Annotated in this window: 20 protein-coding genes; 16 read left to right on the top strand and 4 right to left on the bottom strand. The window is 69.9% G+C overall.

Annotated elements, in window-relative coordinates; all coding sequences use genetic code 11:
* Nucleotides 1-12 precede the first annotated feature (12 nt).
* Entirely contained in the window at nucleotides 13-294 is a 282-nt protein-coding gene (locus J1M64_RS01265; protein WP_119192152.1) for a YciI family protein, read from the bottom strand.
* Between the two features lie 76 nt (nucleotides 295-370).
* Between J1M64_RS01265 and pgsA the strand changes: the two genes are divergently transcribed.
* From pgsA to J1M64_RS01220, 9 genes are all read left to right on the top strand, one after another.
* The gene (gene pgsA / locus J1M64_RS01260) at nucleotides 371-958 is read left to right on the top strand and encodes a CDP-diacylglycerol--glycerol-3-phosphate 3-phosphatidyltransferase (protein ID WP_132061191.1); all 588 of its coding nucleotides are present in this window, start codon (nucleotides 371-373) and stop codon (nucleotides 956-958) included.
* Between the two features lie 5 nt (nucleotides 959-963).
* Nucleotides 964-1,497 (top strand): nicotinamide-nucleotide amidohydrolase family protein, encoded by a 534-nt coding sequence (locus J1M64_RS01255; RefSeq protein ID WP_256819465.1) that lies wholly within the window; start codon nucleotides 964-966, stop codon nucleotides 1,495-1,497.
* A 16-nt stretch (nucleotides 1,498-1,513) separates the two neighbouring features.
* Entirely contained in the window at nucleotides 1,514-1,828 is a 315-nt protein-coding gene (locus J1M64_RS01250; protein ID WP_067717740.1) for a helix-turn-helix domain-containing protein, read from the top strand.
* A 96-nt stretch (nucleotides 1,829-1,924) separates the two neighbouring features.
* Complete coding sequence (locus J1M64_RS01245; protein ID WP_120283435.1) at nucleotides 1,925-2,749, top strand: PspA/IM30 family protein; 825 nt, start codon at nucleotides 1,925-1,927, stop codon at nucleotides 2,747-2,749.
* A gap of 67 nt (nucleotides 2,750-2,816) precedes the next feature.
* Nucleotides 2,817-3,011 carry a DUF3046 domain-containing protein gene (locus J1M64_RS01240; protein ID WP_067717747.1) on the top strand — a complete coding sequence of 65 codons (195 nt, stop codon included), beginning with the start codon at nucleotides 2,817-2,819 and terminating at the stop codon, nucleotides 3,009-3,011.
* A gap of 226 nt (nucleotides 3,012-3,237) precedes the next feature.
* Nucleotides 3,238-4,344 carry a recombinase RecA gene (gene recA, locus J1M64_RS01235; protein ID WP_067717750.1) on the top strand — a complete coding sequence of 369 codons (1,107 nt, stop codon included), beginning with the start codon at nucleotides 3,238-3,240 and terminating at the stop codon, nucleotides 4,342-4,344.
* Nucleotides 4,344-4,952 carry a regulatory protein RecX gene (locus J1M64_RS01230; RefSeq protein ID WP_206472267.1) on the top strand — a complete coding sequence of 203 codons (609 nt, stop codon included), beginning with the start codon at nucleotides 4,344-4,346 and terminating at the stop codon, nucleotides 4,950-4,952. The genes recA and J1M64_RS01230 overlap by 1 nt, the downstream gene beginning before the upstream one ends.
* Before the next feature lie 26 nt (nucleotides 4,953-4,978).
* Nucleotides 4,979-6,550: a tRNA (N6-isopentenyl adenosine(37)-C2)-methylthiotransferase MiaB gene (gene miaB, locus J1M64_RS01225; RefSeq protein ID WP_206472629.1), complete on the top strand. Its 1,572-nt coding sequence runs from the start codon at nucleotides 4,979-4,981 to the stop codon at nucleotides 6,548-6,550.
* On the top strand, nucleotides 6,538-7,119 hold the full coding sequence (locus J1M64_RS01220) for a hypothetical protein (protein ID WP_206472265.1): 582 nt from the start codon (nucleotides 6,538-6,540) through the stop codon (nucleotides 7,117-7,119). Before miaB ends, J1M64_RS01220 begins: the two co-directional genes overlap by 13 nt.
* Before the next feature lie 156 nt (nucleotides 7,120-7,275).
* Here J1M64_RS01220 and J1M64_RS01215 read toward each other — a convergent pair whose 3' ends face one another.
* The gene (locus J1M64_RS01215) at nucleotides 7,276-8,664 is read right to left on the bottom strand and encodes a DUF349 domain-containing protein (RefSeq protein WP_206472263.1); all 1,389 of its coding nucleotides are present in this window, start codon (nucleotides 8,662-8,664) and stop codon (nucleotides 7,276-7,278) included.
* A 198-nt stretch (nucleotides 8,665-8,862) separates the two neighbouring features.
* Here J1M64_RS01215 and J1M64_RS01210 point away from each other — a divergent pair, with 198 nt between their 5' ends.
* From J1M64_RS01210 to J1M64_RS20285, 3 genes are read left to right on the top strand one after another with little or no spacing between them, the layout of a single operon-like run.
* Nucleotides 8,863-9,594 carry a hypothetical protein gene (locus J1M64_RS01210; protein WP_256819459.1) on the top strand — a complete coding sequence of 244 codons (732 nt, stop codon included), beginning with the start codon at nucleotides 8,863-8,865 and terminating at the stop codon, nucleotides 9,592-9,594.
* A complete protein-coding gene (miaA, locus tag J1M64_RS01205) occupies nucleotides 9,591-10,544 on the top strand; it encodes a tRNA (adenosine(37)-N6)-dimethylallyltransferase MiaA (protein WP_206472261.1) in 954 nt (317 codons plus the stop codon). Before J1M64_RS01210 ends, miaA begins: the two co-directional genes overlap by 4 nt.
* Nucleotides 10,541-11,287, top strand: a complete 747-nt coding sequence (locus tag J1M64_RS20285; protein ID WP_154827615.1) for an IclR family transcriptional regulator — start codon at nucleotides 10,541-10,543, stop codon at nucleotides 11,285-11,287. The genes miaA and J1M64_RS20285 overlap by 4 nt, the downstream gene beginning before the upstream one ends.
* A 202-nt stretch (nucleotides 11,288-11,489) precedes the next feature.
* Here J1M64_RS20285 and J1M64_RS01195 read toward each other — a convergent pair whose 3' ends face one another.
* The gene (locus J1M64_RS01195) at nucleotides 11,490-13,670 is read right to left on the bottom strand and encodes a malate synthase G (RefSeq protein WP_206472259.1); all 2,181 of its coding nucleotides are present in this window, start codon (nucleotides 13,668-13,670) and stop codon (nucleotides 11,490-11,492) included.
* A 119-nt stretch (nucleotides 13,671-13,789) separates the two neighbouring features.
* On the opposite strand from J1M64_RS01195, the gene dapF reads away from it, so the two are divergent.
* Entirely contained in the window at nucleotides 13,790-14,680 is an 891-nt protein-coding gene (dapF, locus tag J1M64_RS01190; RefSeq protein WP_206472257.1) for a diaminopimelate epimerase, read from the top strand.
* Between the two features lie 53 nt (nucleotides 14,681-14,733).
* Entirely contained in the window at nucleotides 14,734-16,182 is a 1,449-nt protein-coding gene (gene hflX, locus J1M64_RS01185; RefSeq protein WP_067717780.1) for a GTPase HflX, read from the top strand.
* A gap of 39 nt (nucleotides 16,183-16,221) precedes the next feature.
* Here hflX and lexA read toward each other — a convergent pair whose 3' ends face one another.
* On the bottom strand, nucleotides 16,222-16,932 hold the full coding sequence (gene lexA, locus J1M64_RS01180; protein ID WP_372509910.1) for a transcriptional repressor LexA: 711 nt from the start codon (nucleotides 16,930-16,932) through the stop codon (nucleotides 16,222-16,224).
* Between the two features lie 189 nt (nucleotides 16,933-17,121).
* On the opposite strand from lexA, the gene J1M64_RS01175 reads away from it, so the two are divergent.
* Together J1M64_RS01175 and nrdR are read left to right on the top strand one after the other, a co-directional pair.
* Nucleotides 17,122-17,556, top strand: coding sequence for a hypothetical protein (locus tag J1M64_RS01175; RefSeq protein ID WP_206472255.1), 435 nt, complete (start codon nucleotides 17,122-17,124; stop codon nucleotides 17,554-17,556).
* A 111-nt stretch (nucleotides 17,557-17,667) separates the two neighbouring features.
* A complete protein-coding gene (nrdR, locus tag J1M64_RS01170; RefSeq protein ID WP_069389083.1) occupies nucleotides 17,668-18,123 on the top strand; it encodes a transcriptional regulator NrdR in 456 nt (151 codons plus the stop codon).
* The last annotated feature ends 1 nt before the right edge of the window (nucleotide 18,124 follow it).

The raw sequence follows: 18,124 nt of genomic DNA, 5'->3' as shown, positions 1-18,124 counted from the left end.
GCGGGGTATGCGTCAGGCGAGGGCGCCGAAAACCGGCGTCCACTCCCGGACCGAGATCTCCGAGACCATTCCGCGCAGGCAGTGGGGGTCATCGTCGACGAGCGATCGTGCGGCCTCGTCGTCGTCGGCCTCCACCACCAGCAACGCCCCGGATCCGTCGACGAACGGTCCCACGGACCGGACGGACCCGTCGTCGACGCGGGCGGACAGCCACTCGCGGTGGGCGGGCTTGTTGGATTCCCGCTCCTCGGTCTGGGCGTCGGAGTAGCGGTAGGTGACGGCGAAGAGCGGCATCGTGGATCTCCTGGGATCGGGGTCGGGGGTGCGTCGCGACCAAGGGTATTCCCGCCGTCCTCGCTAAGGTGAGGGGGTGACTGCTTCCACGCGCGAGAACGGACGCCGGACCGACGAGGTCCCCGTCCTCAACATCGCGAACGTCCTCACGGTGGTGAGGATCCTCCTGGTCCCCGTCTTCGTGGTCCTGTTCTTCGTCGCCGACGCCCAGGATCCCTGGTGGCGGGTGGGGGCGTTCGTCGTCTTCGCCGTGGCGATGTTCACCGACTACGTCGACGGTCACCTGGCCCGCAAGCTCGGGTTGGTCACCGACTTCGGCAAGATCGCCGACCCGATCGCCGACAAGGCGCTCATCGCCGCCGCGCTGATCTCGCTCTCACTGGTGGACGAGCTGTTCTGGTGGGTGACCGTGGTGATCCTGGTCCGCGAGGTCGGCATCACGCTGTGGCGCCTGTTCGGGGTGGACTATGTCGTGGCCGCGAGCAGGGGAGGCAAGCTCAAGACCGTCACACAGACGGTGGGCATGGGGATGCTCATCCTGCCGCTGCCGCACTGGGTGTGGCCGGTCGAGTGGATCGTGGTCGGTGCGGCCGTGGTGCTGACCGTGTATACCGGCGTCGACTACCTGGTCAAGGCCCGGCGGGCCGCACGCACCGCGGACTGACCCCCGTGGATCCCTCCGTCGCCGTGTCCCCGCCGGCGGCCGCCGCTGTCACCGCCCTGCGGGACCGCGGATGGACCCTGGCCACGGCCGAGTCCCTCACGGCCGGGCTGCTCGCGGCCACCGTCGCCGAGGTGCCGGGGGCCAGCATGGTGCTCCGCGGCGGGGTGATCGTCTACGCGACGGAACTCAAGCACGAGCTCGCCGGGGTGCCGACCGAGGTCCTGGAGCGGCACGGGGCCGTGTCCGCGGAGACCGCCCGCGCACTCGCGCGCGGGGCTGCGCGGCGCTGTGGTGCCGATGTCGGCGTGGGCCTGACGGGAGTGGCGGGGCCCGAGCCCCAGGAGGGCAGGCCGGTGGGGACCGTCCACGTCGGCCTGACGGTTCCCGGGAGGGAGCCCTGGTCCGTGACGCTGGCGTTGAGCGGCGACCGGAGCCGTATCCGTACGGCGGCGTGCACGGCGGCGTTGGAGCTGGTCATCGCGGCGGCGACGGGGGAGGGGAACGGTGACGACGACGACGGGAACGAATCCGGGATGTGATGCGTTGTACCCCGTGATGCCGAACATCCAGATGACCACCCTGCCCAGACCGGACCAGCCCGGCGGTGCCCCTCTGCTACGCGAGACGCTCGGGACGGTCCTGCGCGGCCTGCGCGGGGAATCCGGTCGGACCCTGCGGGACGTGGCCGACGCCGCCCGTGTGAGCCCCGGGTACCTCTCGGAGATCGAGCGCGGCCGCAAGGAGGCCTCCAGCGAACTGCTGGCCTCCATCTCCGGGGCGCTCGACGTCTCCCTGGGCGAGATCCTCATCCGCGCCGCCCTCGAGGTCTCCCCTCCGGGCACGTTCACCGAGCCGGTGCTCGCGGCCTGACCGCGCGCCCGTCACGCCCGGTGGTCGCAACCGTGCGTTGTTCGGTACCGTTGAACAGACCCGTCGTCCGAATCGGCAGAAGGACACTACGCAGCGATGGCCAATCCGTTTACCAAGGCATGGCGCTACCTCATGGCGTTGTTCGATTCGAAGATCGACGAGAAGGCCGACCCCAAGGTCCAGATCCAGCAGGCGATCGCTGACGCGCAGCGTCAGCACCAGCAGCTCTCGCAGCAGGCTGCGGCGGTCATCGGCAACCAGCGCCAGCTGGAGATGAAGCTCAACCGGCAGCTCGCGGAGATCGAGAAGCTCCAGGGCTCCACCCGGCAGGCATTGCAGATGTCGGAGCAGGCGCGCCAGAAAGGTGACGCGGCCAAGGCCACCGAATACGAGAACGCCGCGGAGGCGTTCGCGGCCCAACTGGTCACGGCCGAGCAGAGTGTGGAAGACCTCAAGGGCCTGCACGACCAGTCGCTCCAGGCCGCCGCCCAGGCCAAGAAGGCCGTCGAGCAGAACGCGATGGTCCTCCAGCAGCGCGTGGCCGAGCGCACCAAGCTGCTCAGTCAGCTGGAGCAGGCCAAGATGCAGGAGCAGGTCAGCGCCTCCCTGCAGTCGATGTCGGAGCTGTCCTCGGGCGGCAACACCCCGAACCTCGACCAGGTCCGCGACAAGATCGAGCGTCGGTACGCCAACGCCCTGGGCTCGGCCGAACTCGCACAGAACTCGGTGCAGGGTCGCATGCTCGAGGTCGAGCAGGCCTCGACCCAGATGGCCGGCCACAGCCGCCTCGAGCAGATCCGCGCGTCGATGGCGGAGGGCGGCCAACTCGGGTCCGGTACCGGTGCCACCGGCCAGCTCGGCCAGGGCCAGTCCGAGCCGGCGCCGCAGCAGCAGCAGCAGGCGCAGACCGAACAGCAGTGATCTCGCGGCAACGGGCCGTCGGCGACCACGCCGGCGGCCCGTCGTCGTCCGTAGGGGAGGGCGAGACGTGACCCTGACCGAGTTCCGCGCACGCACCGTGGAGGCCTTCGGTGAACTCCGCGCCGACAGTCTGACCAGATCGCACCATCTGGCGGAGTGTGGCGGGAGGACCGCCCTCGAGGCGATCGACGCCGGCCTCCCCGTCAAGCGAGTGTGGTTGGCGTTGTGCGCCGAGTTCGAGGTACCCGAACAGCTGCACTAGCGCTCCGTCCGCGGCGTGTCGGTCGACCTCGAACACCCGTTCGCCTACACTGGGTGCCACGTGATGACGGTTCGCCCCGTCCACAGGGCGCCCTTCCTCCACAGGAAAGCGGTCGCCGGGTTCGCGCGAGACGTTCGTGTCGTACCCGGCCCGTAACGTCCGCAACTGAATCACCACCCAGACCGATCGGCCGGACGCCGGGGGTCGCGCAGGAACGGAGAGCACCATGGCACCCAAGACCACCGCGAAGTCGGGGACCAAGACGGGCGTGGCCCAGAATCGCGAACAGGCGCTGGAACTGGCCCTCGCGCAGATCGACAAGGCCTACGGCAAGGGCTCGGTCATGCGGTTGGGTGACGACAACCGGCCGCCGGTCCAGGTCATCCCGACCGGGGCACTGTCCCTCGACGTGGCACTGGGCGTGGGCGGCTTCCCCCGGGGACGCGTCGTGGAGATCTACGGGCCGGAGTCCTCGGGTAAGACCACGGTCGCGTTGCACGCCGTGGCCAACGCGCAGGCGGCTGGCGGGATCGCGGCGTTCATCGACGCGGAGCACGCCCTGGATCCGGAGTACGCCCGCAAGCTCGGCGTGGACACGGACAACCTCATCGTCTCCCAGCCGGACACGGGTGAGCAGGCCCTGGAGATCGCGGACATGCTCGTCCGGTCGGGGTCGATCGACATTCTGGTCATCGACTCCGTGGCGGCGCTCGTGCCGCGTGCCGAGATCGAGGGGGAGATGGGCGACAGCCACGTCGGCCTGCAGGCGCGACTCATGAGCCAGGCCCTGCGGAAGATGACGGGCGCGCTGCACAACACCGGCACCACCGCCATCTTCATCAACCAGCTGCGCGAGAAGATCGGCGTCATGTTCGGCTCGCCGGAGACCACCACCGGTGGTAAGGCGCTGAAGTTCTACGCGTCGGTGCGGTTGGACGTGCGCCGTATCGAGACGCTCAAGGACGGTGCCGACGCGGTCGGTAACCGCACCAAGTGCAAGGTCGTCAAGAACAAGGTCGCGCCGCCGTTCAAGATCGCGGAGTTCGACATCCTCTACGGCGAGGGGATCAGTCGCGAGGGCTCGCTCATCGACATGGGCGTGGACAACGGCTTCATCAAGAAGTCGGGGTCCTGGTTCACCTACGGACCGGACCAGTTGGGCCAGGGCAAGGAGAACGCCCGTCGGTACCTCAAGGAGAACCCGTCGGTGCGGGACGAGATCGAGCGGAAGATCCTCGACAAGCTCAATATCGGCGCGGGGGCGGAGATCGCCGAGATCGAGGCGGAGTCCGACGAGGACGCGCCGATCGACGTGGTGCCCGTCGAGTTCTGATGTCGGGCAGGGACACCCGCGGGCCCCGCGGCGCCGGGGCGCCCGGGGCGGAGGAACTCCGTACGGCGATCGCCGCAGTGGAGGCCAGGCCCTCCGGGTCCTCGGACCTGCCGCCCCTGGCCCCCGAAGCGCACGAGGCCGCGAACGCCGCGCTCCGACTACTGCGCTACCGGCCGCGCAGCGAGCACGAGTTGCGCGAGCGGCTGCTCGACAAGGAGTACGCCGCGGAGGCCGTCGACGAAGCGCTTGGCAGGGTCAGGGCGTGGGGCCTGGTCGACGATGCCGACTTCGCCGAGGAGTGGGTACGTGGCCGCAGGAGACGCCGTGGCCGTTCGCGCGGCGCCCTCGAGCGCGAGCTGCGGGACAAGGGCGTGGCCGAGGCGCACATCGCCCGGGCGGTCGGCGAGATCGACGAGTCGGATGATCGCCGGGAGGCCGCCGAACTGGTACGCGGTCGGCTGGATCGCCGGCCGCGCGCCGCATTCTCCGGGCCGGACGTGCAGGGCGAGCGGCGCAGGCTCATCGCGTTCCTGGCCCGGCGGGGTTATCCGACGGGGCTGGCGGTGAAAGTCGTGGACGCCGAATTGGCGGCCCACGCATCGCCCTGAGTACCCTGGCCTGCGTGGATACTCTCGTGACCGACCTGCAGGCGGCGGCGCAGGACGCGCATGCCGAGGGCGACGCCCGCCGGACCTACCAGGTTCGCACCTTCGGATGTCAGATGAACGTCCATGACTCCGAGCGTCTGTCCGGGGTCCTCGACGCCGCGGGGTACGTCCCCTTCGAGGGCGACGCCGATCCGGCCGGAGGTCACCTTCCCGATCTGGTCGTGTTCAACACCTGCGCGGTCCGGGAGAACGCCGACAACCGGCTCTACGGCACCCTCGGTCATCTGCGGCCGTGGAAGGACACGAACCCCCGCCTGCAGATCGCCGTCGGGGGGTGCCTCGCGCAGAAGGACAAGGACGTCGTCGTCTCCCGCGCACCGTGGGTCGACGTCGTGTTCGGCACCCACAACCTCGGACACCTGCCGACGCTCCTCGACCGCTCCCGCCACAACGAGCGGGCCGAGGTGGAGATCGCCGACTCCCTGCAGCACTTCCCCTCGACCCTGCCCGCCACCCGCGAGTCCTCGTACGCCGGGTGGGTCTCGGTGTCCGTGGGATGCAACAACACCTGCACGTTCTGCATCGTTCCGTCCCTGCGCGGCAAGGAGGTCGATCGTCGGCCCGGCGAGGTACTGGCCGAGGTGCAGGCGCTCGCCGACGAGGGCGTACTCGAGGTCACGCTGCTCGGCCAGAACGTCAACGCGTACGGGCGGTCCTTCCACGACCCCGACGAGCCCTCCGACAAGGGAGCCTTCGCCTCACTATTGCGGGCGGCCGGCCGGGTCGAGGGGATCGAACGGATCCGCTTCACCTCGCCGCACCCGGCGGAGTTCACCGACGACGTGATCGAGGCCATGGCCTCCACACCCACCGTCTGCCCGCAACTGCACATGCCGCTGCAGTCCGGGTCCGACCGCGTCCTGCGCGCCATGCGACGCTCCTACCGGTCCGAGCGCTTCCTCGGGATCATCGAGCGCGTCCGCGCGGCCATGCCGCACGCGGCCATCACCACCGACATCATCGTCGGGTTCCCCGGGGAGACCGAGGAGGACTTCCAGGCCACCCTCGACGTGGTCGAGAAGGCGCGGTTCTCCAGCGCGTTCACCTTCCAGTACTCGCCCCGCCCGGGGACCCCCGCGGCCACCATGGAGGACCAGATCCCCAAGGCCGTGGTCCAGGAACGCTACGAGCGGCTGATCGAGCTCCAGGAGCGCATCACGCTCGAGGAGAACCAGAAGCAGGTCGGGCGCGTCGTCGAGCTCCTCGTGACCGCCGACGAGGGCCGCAAGGACGCGGCCACCGCCCGGATGTCGGGCCGGGCCCGCGACGGTCGGCTCGTACACTTCGCCCCCATCGGCGACCACGCCGACCGGGTGCGTCCGGGAGATGTGGTGACCACCCGGGTCACCGCCGCGGCCCCGCACCACCTGCTCGCCGATGACGGGGTGCTCAGCCACCGAGCAACCCGGGCCGGCGATCGTCACGAGGCGGGCCACAAGCCCGAGACCCCGCCCATCGGGGTCGGGCTCGGGCTTCCCACGCTCCGGCGCGACACCGTCAGCGCCCCAGTCACCACCGAGAAGGGATGCCCCACGTGAGCACCGACAAGCGCCCCGATCCGATCGCGGGGATCATGGAAGTCACCCGGAACGCGGAATCGGAGATGCGGGACCGTGACCGCGTCCTCGGGCGCACCCTCGTGATCGGGCGGGCCTACCTGGCGTCCGCCGTCCTTATCGTGCTGTTGGCCGTGGCCCTGGCCCTGCCGCACAGCGAGGGGGTGCGGGGCCTCGACGTCCTGTTCTTCACCGACGTGGCGCGTGAGCAGTACACGACCCTGCCGTCCCATCTGTTCGTCCTGCTGTACTCCGTGGGCACCATCGCGTTCGGGGCAGCGATGATCATGACCCAGAAGTGGTGGGCCGCCGGGATCGCCTGGAGCGCGACGTGCGTGTCCGCCGTCTACGGCGTGTTGGCGATCTGGCTCCGCCAGTCCGGTCGCGGCCCCAACCCTGATGTGCAGGACTTCGGCGGGCCCAGCATCGGCCTCTACGTCAGTGAGATCATCGTGTTCGCTCTGGTCATCACGCTGGCGAGCGTGCTGTGGGCGCGGACCCCGGAGCAGATCACGCTCGAGGAGAACGCCCGTCACGGAGACGGGCGCTGAACCGACCTCCCGGACGTCGCGCCGTCTGATGACCGGCGCGAGAAGAGCCCGGCCCCGTCGTGACGGGCCGGGCTCTTCTCGTCTGCGGGTTCTCGTCGCCCGTCGGCGGGTGGCCGCAGGTGGGGCGCGTCGGCGGGTGTCCGCCGGTGGGGCGCGTCAGCGGGTGTCGACCGCCTTCTCGGCTGCCTCCGCCCACTCCTTCCACTGGGCGGCCTGGGCCCGTGCGCTCTCGGCGTCCTTGTTCTTGCCCGCAGCGTCCGCCTTCGCGGCCTGCTCCTCGAAGTCATGGACCCGGTCCCAGAACTGGCCGGCGCGGGCCTTGGCCTCCGGGTCGGTACGACGCCATTCCGTGTCCGCCGCATCGGCGACACGCTTCTCCAGGGCCCGGATACGCCCCTCCAGCTGACCCATCCGCTCGCGCGGGACCTTGCCGATCTCCTCCCACCGCGACTGCAGCTGCCGAAGAGCGGACCGGGCGGCACCCAGGTCGGCCGTAGGATCGATCCGGCCCTCGTACTCGGAGAGCAGGGCCTCCTTGGCCTGGGCGTTGGTCTCGAACTCGGCGTCCCGTTCCGCAGCGGCGGCATGGCGGGCGTCGAAGAACGTGTCCTGGGCGGCCTTGAACCGCTTCCACAGGGCCTCATCGGCCTCCCGCGGGGCCCGGCCGGCGGCCTTCCACTCGTCCATGAGACGACGGAACGCCGTGGCCGTGTCGTTCCAGTCGGTGGACCCGGACAGGGCCTCCGCCCTCTCCACCAGGTCCTCCTTGACCTTCTTGACCGAGGCGCGGTTGCGGTCAAGTTCGGCGAAGTGCGAGCCCCGGCGACGGTTGAACGCCTCCCGGGCCTTGGAGAACCTCTTCCACAGGGCGTCGTCCGTCTTGCGGTCGATACCCCGGATCGTCTTCCACTCCTCGAGGATCTCGCGCAGACGGTCCCCGGCGGACTTCCACTGAGTCGACGACGCCCCGATCTCCTCGGCCTCGTCCGCCAACGCCTCCTTCCGCGCGATCGCGGCCGCCCGCTGCTCGTCCTTGCGCTGCTTCGACACGGCCTCGACCTCGCCGGAACGCTCGATCACCGCAGCCACACGCGCGGCGAGAGTATCGAGATCGCCCACGGCGGCGGCGGTGGGGATCTGTTCCGCCAGGGTCTCCGCCGAGGCGCGGGTCTTCCTGGCGTCCTGCGGATGGGACTCGAGACGGGTCTCGAGCAGAGCGACCTCGGCGGCGAGGTCATCGAAGCGCAGACCGAAGTGCGCGAGGCCCTCCTCGGGAGCACCGGCCTGCCACGACCCGACCTGACGCTCACCGTCGGAGGTCCGGACGAACACCGCGCCCGACTCGTCGACGCGACCCCACTGCGACGCGTCCGAGGCGCGCGTGAACCCTGGGGTGCCCGCGGGGGTCGGCCGCGGTGCCACCTTGCGTGCCAGCGCGGCGGGGGATGGCGCACCCGGCCTCGGACCGGGGATCGGGGTCGCTCCGCCCGAACTCGCTCCGCCCGAACTCGATCCGCCCTGGGCGGTGGGTGACTGCTCGGTCATGTCGTCCTCGTTTCCTTCTGCCGCGTGTCACGGCACCATCACCGGGATCGCACCGGTCATCGCCTCGCCGCCCCGTTTCGAGGAGACGGCATCCTCCTAGTGTGTACCAACCTCCGCCCGGGTGTCCGGCGTATCCCCGCGGTATCCCCGGACGGGTCCGTTCCGCGGTGTCGGGGGCGGTCAGTAGGGTTTCCGGGTGTGAGCCCCTCTGTCGTCCTGGTCCCCGGAGCGCCGGTCCTCGTGCCGGAGCTGTCCGGCTCTGCGGTCGCCGAGACCGAGAGCGGGGTGGCCGCGATATGCGAGATGCTCCGCCGGGCCGGGCGCGGCGCGGCACGGGTCGTCGTCCTGGGGACCGACCGCGCGGGCAGAGGTCTCGGGGACATGCGCTCCTCGCTCTCCAGGTGGGGGGTCGACGTGCCCGTGGGTCCGCCCGGTGCCCCGCCGGCGCCGCACGGGACTGTTCCCGACCCGGCGTTGATCGCCTGGTGGCTGCTCGACCTGGCGGGTATCGACCTCCCGAGGAGGTTCATCGGCGTGACCGGGGGAGCGCAGCCCACCCCCACGCCGGTGTCGGACGACCTCGTCGTCGTCGTCGCCGACGGCCCCGCCTCCCTCACTCCGCGAGCTCCCGTCCCCGAGGATCCCCGCGGTATCGCCCTCGACGAGGAGCTCACCCGATGGCTGCGCAGCTCCGGCGAGCTCCCGGACCCCGGCGAGCCGGTGGCCGACGAGATCGGCTGGTGGAGCCGGCCCGCGTGGCGCGTCCTGGCGGACCTCGTCGCGGACCGCACGGCTGTCGAGGCCCTGTCCTGGGCGCCATTCGGGGTGGGGTATCACAGCGCGTGGTGGCCACCGGAGGCCGCCGCGAATGCCACGGTGGTCGTCGACGCGCCGGCCGCCACTCCCGGCGAACCCGGGGCACCGTCATGACCGGGCGTGTTCCCGTCGCCGTGATGGGGCCGACCGGGACGGGGAAGTCCGAGCTGGCGCTCGGCCTCGCCGAGCGACTCGGCGGGGAGATCGTCAACTGCGACGCCATGCAGCAGTACCGCGGGATGGACATCGGGACCGCCAAGCTCGCGCCGGCTCAGCGGCGCGGGATCCCGCACCACCGGCTCGACGTGCTGGACGTCACCGAGACCGCCAGTGTCGCGGACTTCCGTACCGAGGCGGAACGTGAGATCTCCGAGATCCGCGATCGCGGCCACGTGCCGATCCTGTGCGGGGGGTCGATGATGTACATCCAGGCGCTCGTGGACGGGTGGTCGATACCGGACACGGACCCGGAGGTCCGGGCCCATTACGAACGTCGCCTCGAACAGATCGGGGTGCAGGCCCTGCACGCCGAACTCGCCGAGGTGGACCCCGAGGCCGCGCAGACCATCCTCCCCAGCGACCCCAGGCGCACCGTGCGCGCGTTGGAGGTCGTGGAACTCACCGGGAAGCCGTTCTCCGCCTCCCGACCGACGATCGGGGAGCCGCGCTGGGGCACGCGCATGCTGGGCCTGCGCTGCGGTCTGCCCGAATTGGACGAGAGGCTGACGACGCGTACGGCCGCGATGTTCGCCGACGGGCTCGTCCCGGAGGTCCGCCGGCTCGTGGGAGTCGGACTGCTCCGGGGCGTCACCGCACGACGCGCGATCGGTTACGCCCAGGTGCTCGACGAGATGGACGCACAGCAGCGGATCGACGACGCCGGGGCGGCCCGCGCCGAGGAACGGACGGTGATCGGGACCCGCCGCTACGTCCGTCGCCAGCGGTCGTGGTTCGGCCGGGATCACCGGATCCGGTGGATCGACACCGACACCCACGGACGCGACGCCGACGCACCCCGGCCGCTCGAGACCGCGCTGGGGATCCTCGGGGAGGGCCGGCGGTGAGCAGCCCCGGATCCGGGCGCTCGCGGGTCCAGTCCGTCGACCGCGCCTTCGACCTACTCGACGCGCTGAGCATCCGCGGGGGCCGGGCGAGCCTCGGGGACCTGGTCTCCGACACGGGCCTGGCGGCCGCCACCGTCCACAGGCTGTGCGGCACGCTCGCGGAGAGCGGTCACCTCCGGCGCGACGCGGGCCGCGACTATCTGCTGGGACCGCGTCTCCAGCGGATCGGCGACGTCGCCGGACGCGCCACCGCGTCCTGGGCCGTGCCGGTGCTCACCGCCGTGGTCGAGGGCACCGGGGAGACCGCCAACCTCGCCGTCCGGGAGGGCGACGGGGTCGTCTACCTCGCCCAGGTGCCGTCCCCACACTCGATGCGGATGTTCACCGAGGTGGGCCGACGGGTGGACGTGCACTGCACGGCGGTGGGCAAGGCCCTGGTCGCGGGCGACGACGACGACGAGGTCCGCAGCATGCTCGACAGGGCGGGCATGCGCCGCTTCACCGACTCGACCATCGTCGACCCCGACAGATTGATCGAGGAGCTGCGGGTGGTGCGACAGGCGGGGTTCGCCACCGATGAGTCCGAGCAGGAGGAGGGCGTCCGCTGCGTCGCCATCGCGGTGGGTACCGGGGACGCCGCCTTCGCGGTGTCGGCATCCGGGCCCGAGGCCAGGTTCACGCGCGATCGCCGCGACGCCGCCGTCGCGATCCTTCGTGCGGCCGTGGCCGGGCTCGTCCCCTGACCTCCCGCCCTCGAGCGTGCCCACCCGCCGGAGCCCACGGGACCCTGGGCCGGACGCCATCGGGCCCGGAGCCGGACGCTTCTGGCCGTGACAGCGGCGAATCCGCCACCCACCGCCCGGATCCGGCCCCACTGGCGCGGGATCGGAGGTCGGGCGGAGGTGGCGGATTCCGCGGCGGGTCGGCGGGTCGGCCGGCGCCGGTCTAGCCCGCGTTGGCGGCCTTGAATTCGCGACGACGGCGATGCAGGATCGGCTCGGTGTAACCCGACGGCTGCCTGGTGCCCTCGAGGATCAGTTCCCGGGCCGCCTGCCAGGCGATGGACTTCTCGAAGTCCGGTGCCATGTTCCGGTAGGCGTCGTCGCCGGCGTTCTGCTTGTCGACGATCTCGGCCATCCGGCGCAGCGAATCCTCGACGTCGTCGGCGGTGATGATGTCGTGGCGGATCCAGTTGGCCAGCATCTGCGAGGAGATCCGCAGGGTGGCGCGGTCCTCCATGAGGTTGACGTCGTGGATGTCCGGCACCTTCGAGACACCGATTCCCTGCTCGACCCACCGCACGACGTAACCGAGGATGGTCTGGCAGGAGTTGTCGACCTCCTCCTTCTTCTCCTCTTCCGTCCAGTCCGTGGAGGGGGCCAGGGGGACGGTGAGGATGTCGTCGACACTCGCGCGGGCACCCCCGGCGAGGAGTTCCTCCTGACGCGTCATGACGTTGACCCGGTGGTAGTGGGTGGCGTGCAGCGTGGCGCCGGTCGGGGAGGGCACCCACGCGGTGTTGGCGCCGGCCCGGGGCTGGCCGATCTTCTCGGCGAGCATCTCGGCCATGAGGTCGGTCTTGGCCCACATGCCCTTGCCGATCTGGGCGCGGCCACGCAGGCCACACGCCAGACCCGTGTCGACGTTGAAGTCCTCGTAGGCGTTCATCCACCGGGCGCCCTTCATCTCGCCCTTGCGGATCATCGGCCCGGCCTCCATGGAGGTGTGGATCTCGTCGCCGGTCCGGTCGAGGAAGCCGGTGTTGATGAACACGACTCGTTCGGTGGCCTCGGCGATGCAGGCGGCGAGGTTGACCGAGGTGCGACGCTCCTCGTCCATGATGCCCACCTTGAGGGTGTTCTCGGACAGCCCGAGGAGCTTCTCGACACGACCGAACAGCTCGGTGGTGAACGCGACCTCCTCCGGCCCGTGCTGCTTGGGCTTCACGATGTAGATCGACCCGTGTCGGCTGTTCCGGCGCTCGTTGCCCTCGGCGATCCCGTGCATGCCGGCGAGCGAGGTGACCAGTGCGTCGAGGATGCCCTCGGGCATCTCGTTGCCGTCCGCGTCGAGCACGGCCGGGTTGGTCATCAGGTGGCCGACGTTACGCACGAACAGCATCGAGCGGCCGTGGAGACGGACCTCACCCGAACCGTCGGGCGCGGTGAAGACCCGGTCGTCGTTGAGGACACGGGTGAAGGTCTTGTCGCCCTTGGTGATCTCCTCGGACAGGTCTCCCTTCATGAGCCCCAGCCAGTTGCTGTAGCCCTGGGTCTTGTCCTCGGCGTCGACGGCGGCGACCGAGTCCTCGAAATCCATGATGGTGGAGACGGCGGACTCCAGGACGACGTCCTTGACGCCGGCGCCGTCGGTCGAGCCGATGGGGGAGTCCGGGTCGATCTGGATCTCGATGTGCAGACCGTTGTTGCACAGCAGGACCGAGGACGGGCTCGAGGGCTCGCCGAGGTAGCCCACGAACTTCTCCGGGGCCGCCAACCGGGTGCTCGACCCGTCGGACACGGTCACCTGCAGGCCTCCGTCGACCACGGCGTAGGCCGTGGATCCCACGTGGCTGCCCGACGCCAGCGGTGCGGCGTCGTCGAGGAATTCACGGGCCCAGTCGATGACCTTGTCGCCGCGGACCTTGTTGTACCCCGAGCCCTGCTCGGCGCCGTCGGACTCCGGGATCGCGTCGGTGCCGTAGAGGGCATCGTAGAGCGAACCCCAGCGGGCGTTACCCGCGTTGATCGCGAACCGGGCGTTCATGACCGGCACGACGAGCTGCGGGCCGGCGACCGTGGCGATCTCCGCGTCGACGTTCTCGGTCGTGACGGAGACGGACTCGGGCTCGGGCACCAGGTACCCGATCTCCTGCAGGAACGCCTTGTAGGCGCCCGGGTCGATCGGCGCCGGGTTCTCGTGGTGCCAGGCGTCGATCCGGGACTGCAACCGGTCGCGGGTGTCGAGCAGTTCGCGATTGCGGGGGGCCAGCTCGGTGAAGATCTCGGAGGCGCCCGCCCAGAACGCGTCGGGATCGACCCCGGTGCCCGGGATCGCCTGGGAGTTGACGAAGTCGTACAGGACCTCGTCGACCTGGATTCCGCCGACAGTGATGCGTTCGGACATCGATGCTCTCCTGGAGGTAGGGGACCGTTCTCCAGGCCGACTCTAGTGGGCGTACCGTCCGGCATCATCCGACATTTCCACGGTGCGGAACGGTCCCCGCCGGCGAGTACGATTTCGCCATGACTTCGACGCGCCAGGCCTCGCAGCCCGACGGTATCGCCTTCCTCAAGGGCCACGGCACCCTCAACGACTTCGTGATCCTCCCGGACGATCAGGCCGACCTGGACCTCGACGTGGACCTCGTACGAGCACTGTGCGATCGGCGTGGCGGAATCGGCGCCGACGGAGTCCTGCGGATCGCGACCGCCGGAGCCCTCGTCGGCCGCGGCGTGCTCGCGACCCTGCCGCCCGGCGTGGACGGTGCGGACTGGTTCATGGACTACCGCAACGCCGATGGTTCCATCGCGGAGATGTGCGGCAACGGGGTCCGGGTCTTCGCCCACGCCCTCGTCGCGACCGGGAGAGCGGAGGCCGGCTCGATCCCGGTGGGCACGCGGTCAGGGGCCCGCCCCGCCGAGGTCCTCTCACACTCGGGTGTTGACGCGGTGGTGCGGGTGGACATGGGGGAGCCGCGTCTGCTGGGCCTGTCCTCGGCGGAGGTCGGTGGCCGGACCTTCGCGGGACTCGCCGTCGACATGGGCAATCCGCACCTCGCCTGTGTGGTCCCCGATCTGGACGCCGCGGGCCTCGCCGGGCTGCCGGTGCAGGAGGCCCCGGTGTATGACCGGGACTTCTTCCCCGACGGCGTCAACGTCGAGATCGCCACCCCGATGGTTGACGGTCGGGTCTCCATGCGGGTCCACGAGCGGGGATCAGGGGAGACCATGTCCTGCGGAACCGGAATCGTCGCGACCGCGGTCGCCGCGCTGGCAGACTCGGGGGAGGCGACGGGCGACGTCGTCGTGGTGGTCCCCGGCGGCGAGGTGGAGGTCTCACTCACCGAGGCCGGGTCCTCGCTCACCGGGCCGTCCACACTCGTCGCCCGCGGTCATTACCACCGTGGTCGGTAGCACACCGTCTCGCACGGGACACCGGGGGGCCCGGTGTGAGAAGATGAACCCGAATGACTACTGATCACACGGCCGCTGACCGGCCGACACGCGACCTCGATCCGTCCATCGGTGATTTCCAGCTCGAGGAGAGATCCTCGATGCGCCGGGTGGCGGGGCTCTCCACCGAACTCCAGGACGTCAACGACGCCGAGTACCGCCAGCTCCGACTCGAACGGGTCGTGCTCGTCGGTGTCTGGACCGAAGGGTCCGCCGCGCAGGCGGACGCCGCGATGGACGAGCTCGCCCAGCTCGCCGAGACCGCGGGATCGGAGGTCTGCGATGCGCTCATCCAGCGCCGCGACAAGCCCGATGCCGCCACATACATCGGGTCGGGCAAGGTCAGCGTCCTCAAGGACGTGATCGCCGCGACCGGCGCGGACACCGTCATCTGCGACGGCGAACTCACCCCTGGACAGTTGCTCGCGCTGGAGAAGGCGGTCAACGTGAAGGTCATCGACCGTACCGCGCTGATCCTCGACATCTTCGCGCAGCACGCCACCAGCCGTGAGGGCAAGGCCCAGGTGACCCTCGCCCAGATGGAGTACATGCTCCCCCGTCTGCGTGGGTGGGGCGAGTCGCTGTCCCGCCAGGCGGGCGGTCGTGCCGGGAGCAACGGCGGCGTCGGCCTCCGTGGCCCGGGTGAGACCAAGATCGAGACCGATCGGCGTCGGATCCGCGAGCGGATGGCCCGTCTGCGCCGGGACATCAAGGGTATGAAGCAGGCCCGGGACACCAAACGGCACCGACGGCGTTCCACTCCGGTGCCATCCATCGCCATCGCCGGATACACGAACGCCGGGAAGTCGAGCCTGCTCAACAGGATCACCGGAGCCGGCGTCCTGGTTCAGAACGCCCTGTTCGCCACACTCGACCCGACCACGCGCAAGGCCGAGTTGCCTGACGGCAGAGCAGTCGTCTTCACGGACACCGTGGGATTCGTCCGACACCTGCCGACCCAGTTGGTCGAGGCGTTCAGGTCCACACTGGAAGAGGTCGTCGACTCCGAGTTGCTCCTCCACGTCGTGGATGGTTCGGATGCCTTCCCGCTCCGCCAGATCGAGGCGGTGCGCAAGGTGATCAACGAGGTGGTCGAGGAGCAGAACGCGGAGCGGCCTCGGGAACTCCTGGTGATCAACAAGATCGACGCCGCGGATCCCGTGGTCCTCACCGAGTTGCACCACGCGCTGCCCGACGCCGTGTTCGTCTCGGCGGTCACCGGGCAGGGTGTCGACGAACTCCTCGAGCGAATCACGCAGATCGTCGCCTCCGGGGACACCGAGGTGACCCTGTCCGTCCCGTACTCCCGCGGGGACGTGGTGTCGCGGGTCCACGCCGAGGGCGCGGTGGTCGAGGAGGAACACACCCAGGACGGAACCCGGCTGGTGGTCCGACTGCCCGCGTCCGTGGCCGGCGAACTGGACGAGTTCGCCGCCCGCGGTCCACATGACGGCGCCGCCTGACCCCTGCGGGGACGGGCGGCGCGTCGTTCGAACCGGGACTCAGAGTTTCCGGAACACTGTCACGACCTTGCCCAGGATCGTCGCGTGCTCGCCCGGAATCGGGCTGAACGACGGATTGTGGGGCAGCAACCAGACTCCGCTCGAGTCGTTCCGGAAAGTCTTGACCGTCGCCTCCCCGTCGATCATGGCGGCGACGATCTCCCCGTTGTCCGCGACGTTCTGCCGCCTGACCACCACGTAGTCGCCATCGCAGATGGCGGCGTCGATCATCGACTCGCCCACGACCTTGAGCATGAACAGATCACCTGAGCCGACGAGGTCCGACGGCAGGGGGAAGATCTCCTCGACGGCTTGCTCCGCGAGGATGGGCCCGCCCGCCGCGATCCGGCCGAGCACGGGGACGTAAACGGGCTCGACCGCTCCGCCCGGACGCTGGGGCTCCGGAGCAGGTGAGCGACGGCCCCGTGACTTCTGCCCCGGGACACCGTGGACGTCGACCGCCCGCGGCTTGTGCGGATCCCGCGTCAGGAAGCCCTTCTTCTCCAGCGTGCGGAGTTGATGCGCCACCGACGACGTGGACTGCAAGCCGACCGCGTCCCCGATCTCCCGGATGCTCGGCGGATAACCACGCTCCTTGACGGTGTCGTGGATGTGGAGCAGAACGCTCTTCTGTCGGTCCGTCAGCGACTCGAAATCGGGCTTCGGCATCTCGTGTGGTCCCTTCGGCGAATGGATGTTCGACGTTGTGATCTGTCTACACCCTAGTGCCAAGGACTGCGGCGCGCCACACAGGTGTTCGAAGAAATTCCTCTGTGAATCGTGACCATGTCGGAGTCGCGTGATACAACTCTAGGGGAGTTCGGATTCGAACAGATGTACTGAGGAACACATACAGGTGTGCGAAGCACCATCGCACACCGTATCGAGTAGGGAGCCACCATGACCGTTGTCGAGCTTCAGTCCCACACACGTCCGGCCGCGCGGTGGACCGAGGTCTGCCCCGACGACCATCGTGGACGGGTCGCGCACCTCGACCGGCCCGGTGACGTGTCGGTGCGGTCCACCCGTGCGCCGCGACGCACCCTGGCCCGACCGGAGGGCAGTCGGCCCGCCGTCACGTCCTCGCGCGCGGAGTATCTCGATCGGCCGCGGATAGCCGCCCGTCCGGCCGCCGTCACGTCGGTCGCCCCGGGTCGCCGTGTGCTCGTGCGCCCGGTCTCCACGGACCGCGTGCGGGCGTGCCACGTCGAGGCACCGGTGTCCACCGGGGTCGTCGACGACGTGCCGGCCTGGGCGCTACTGGCGTGCGGGATCGCATTCGGCGTGATCATGCTTCTCGCAGTGGCCTTCCTCGGTGGACCCGCCTACGCGTGACCGGGCAGCGGGCCTCCTAGAATGGACCGTGGGCGGTGGTCTACCGCCCCCGCGTTTCGTCAGGCACGATCCGGGACGCGTGAACTCCGGTCGACGAAGGGCCCCACGGGAATGTACTGCCCGACATGCCACCACGAGGACTCCCGGGTAATCGACTCACGATCCGTCGACGAGGGTCAGGCGATCCGGCGTCGCCGGGAGTGCCCCCGGTGTGGACACCGGTTCACGACGCTGGAGACGCCTCTGCTGACGGTTCTCAAACGTAACGGGGTGACCGAGGCGTTCAGTCGGGACAAGGTCGTCCGCGGTGTCCGCCGCGCGTGCCAGGGACGATCGGTTGACGAGGACGCTCTGCGTCGCCTCGCCCAACAGGTCGAGGACGCTGTGAGATCCGGCGGTGCGTCCGAGGTTCCCGCCCACGAGATCGGGCTCGCCATCCTGGGCCCTCTGCAGGATCTGGACGAAGTCGCCTACCTGCGGTTCGCGTCCGTGTACAAGCAGTTCAGCTCGGCCGACGACTTCGAACGCGAGATCATCGCCCTCCGGGAGCGCCGCGCGAGCCGCTGAC

The sequence above is a fragment of the Dietzia sp. KRD202 genome, assembly GCF_017168155.1.
GTDB classification, from domain to species: domain Bacteria; phylum Actinomycetota; class Actinomycetes; order Mycobacteriales; family Mycobacteriaceae; genus Dietzia; species Dietzia kunjamensis.
Note: the sequence above shows the minus strand (reverse complement) of the source record. Positions and strands in the feature narration are given on the sequence as shown.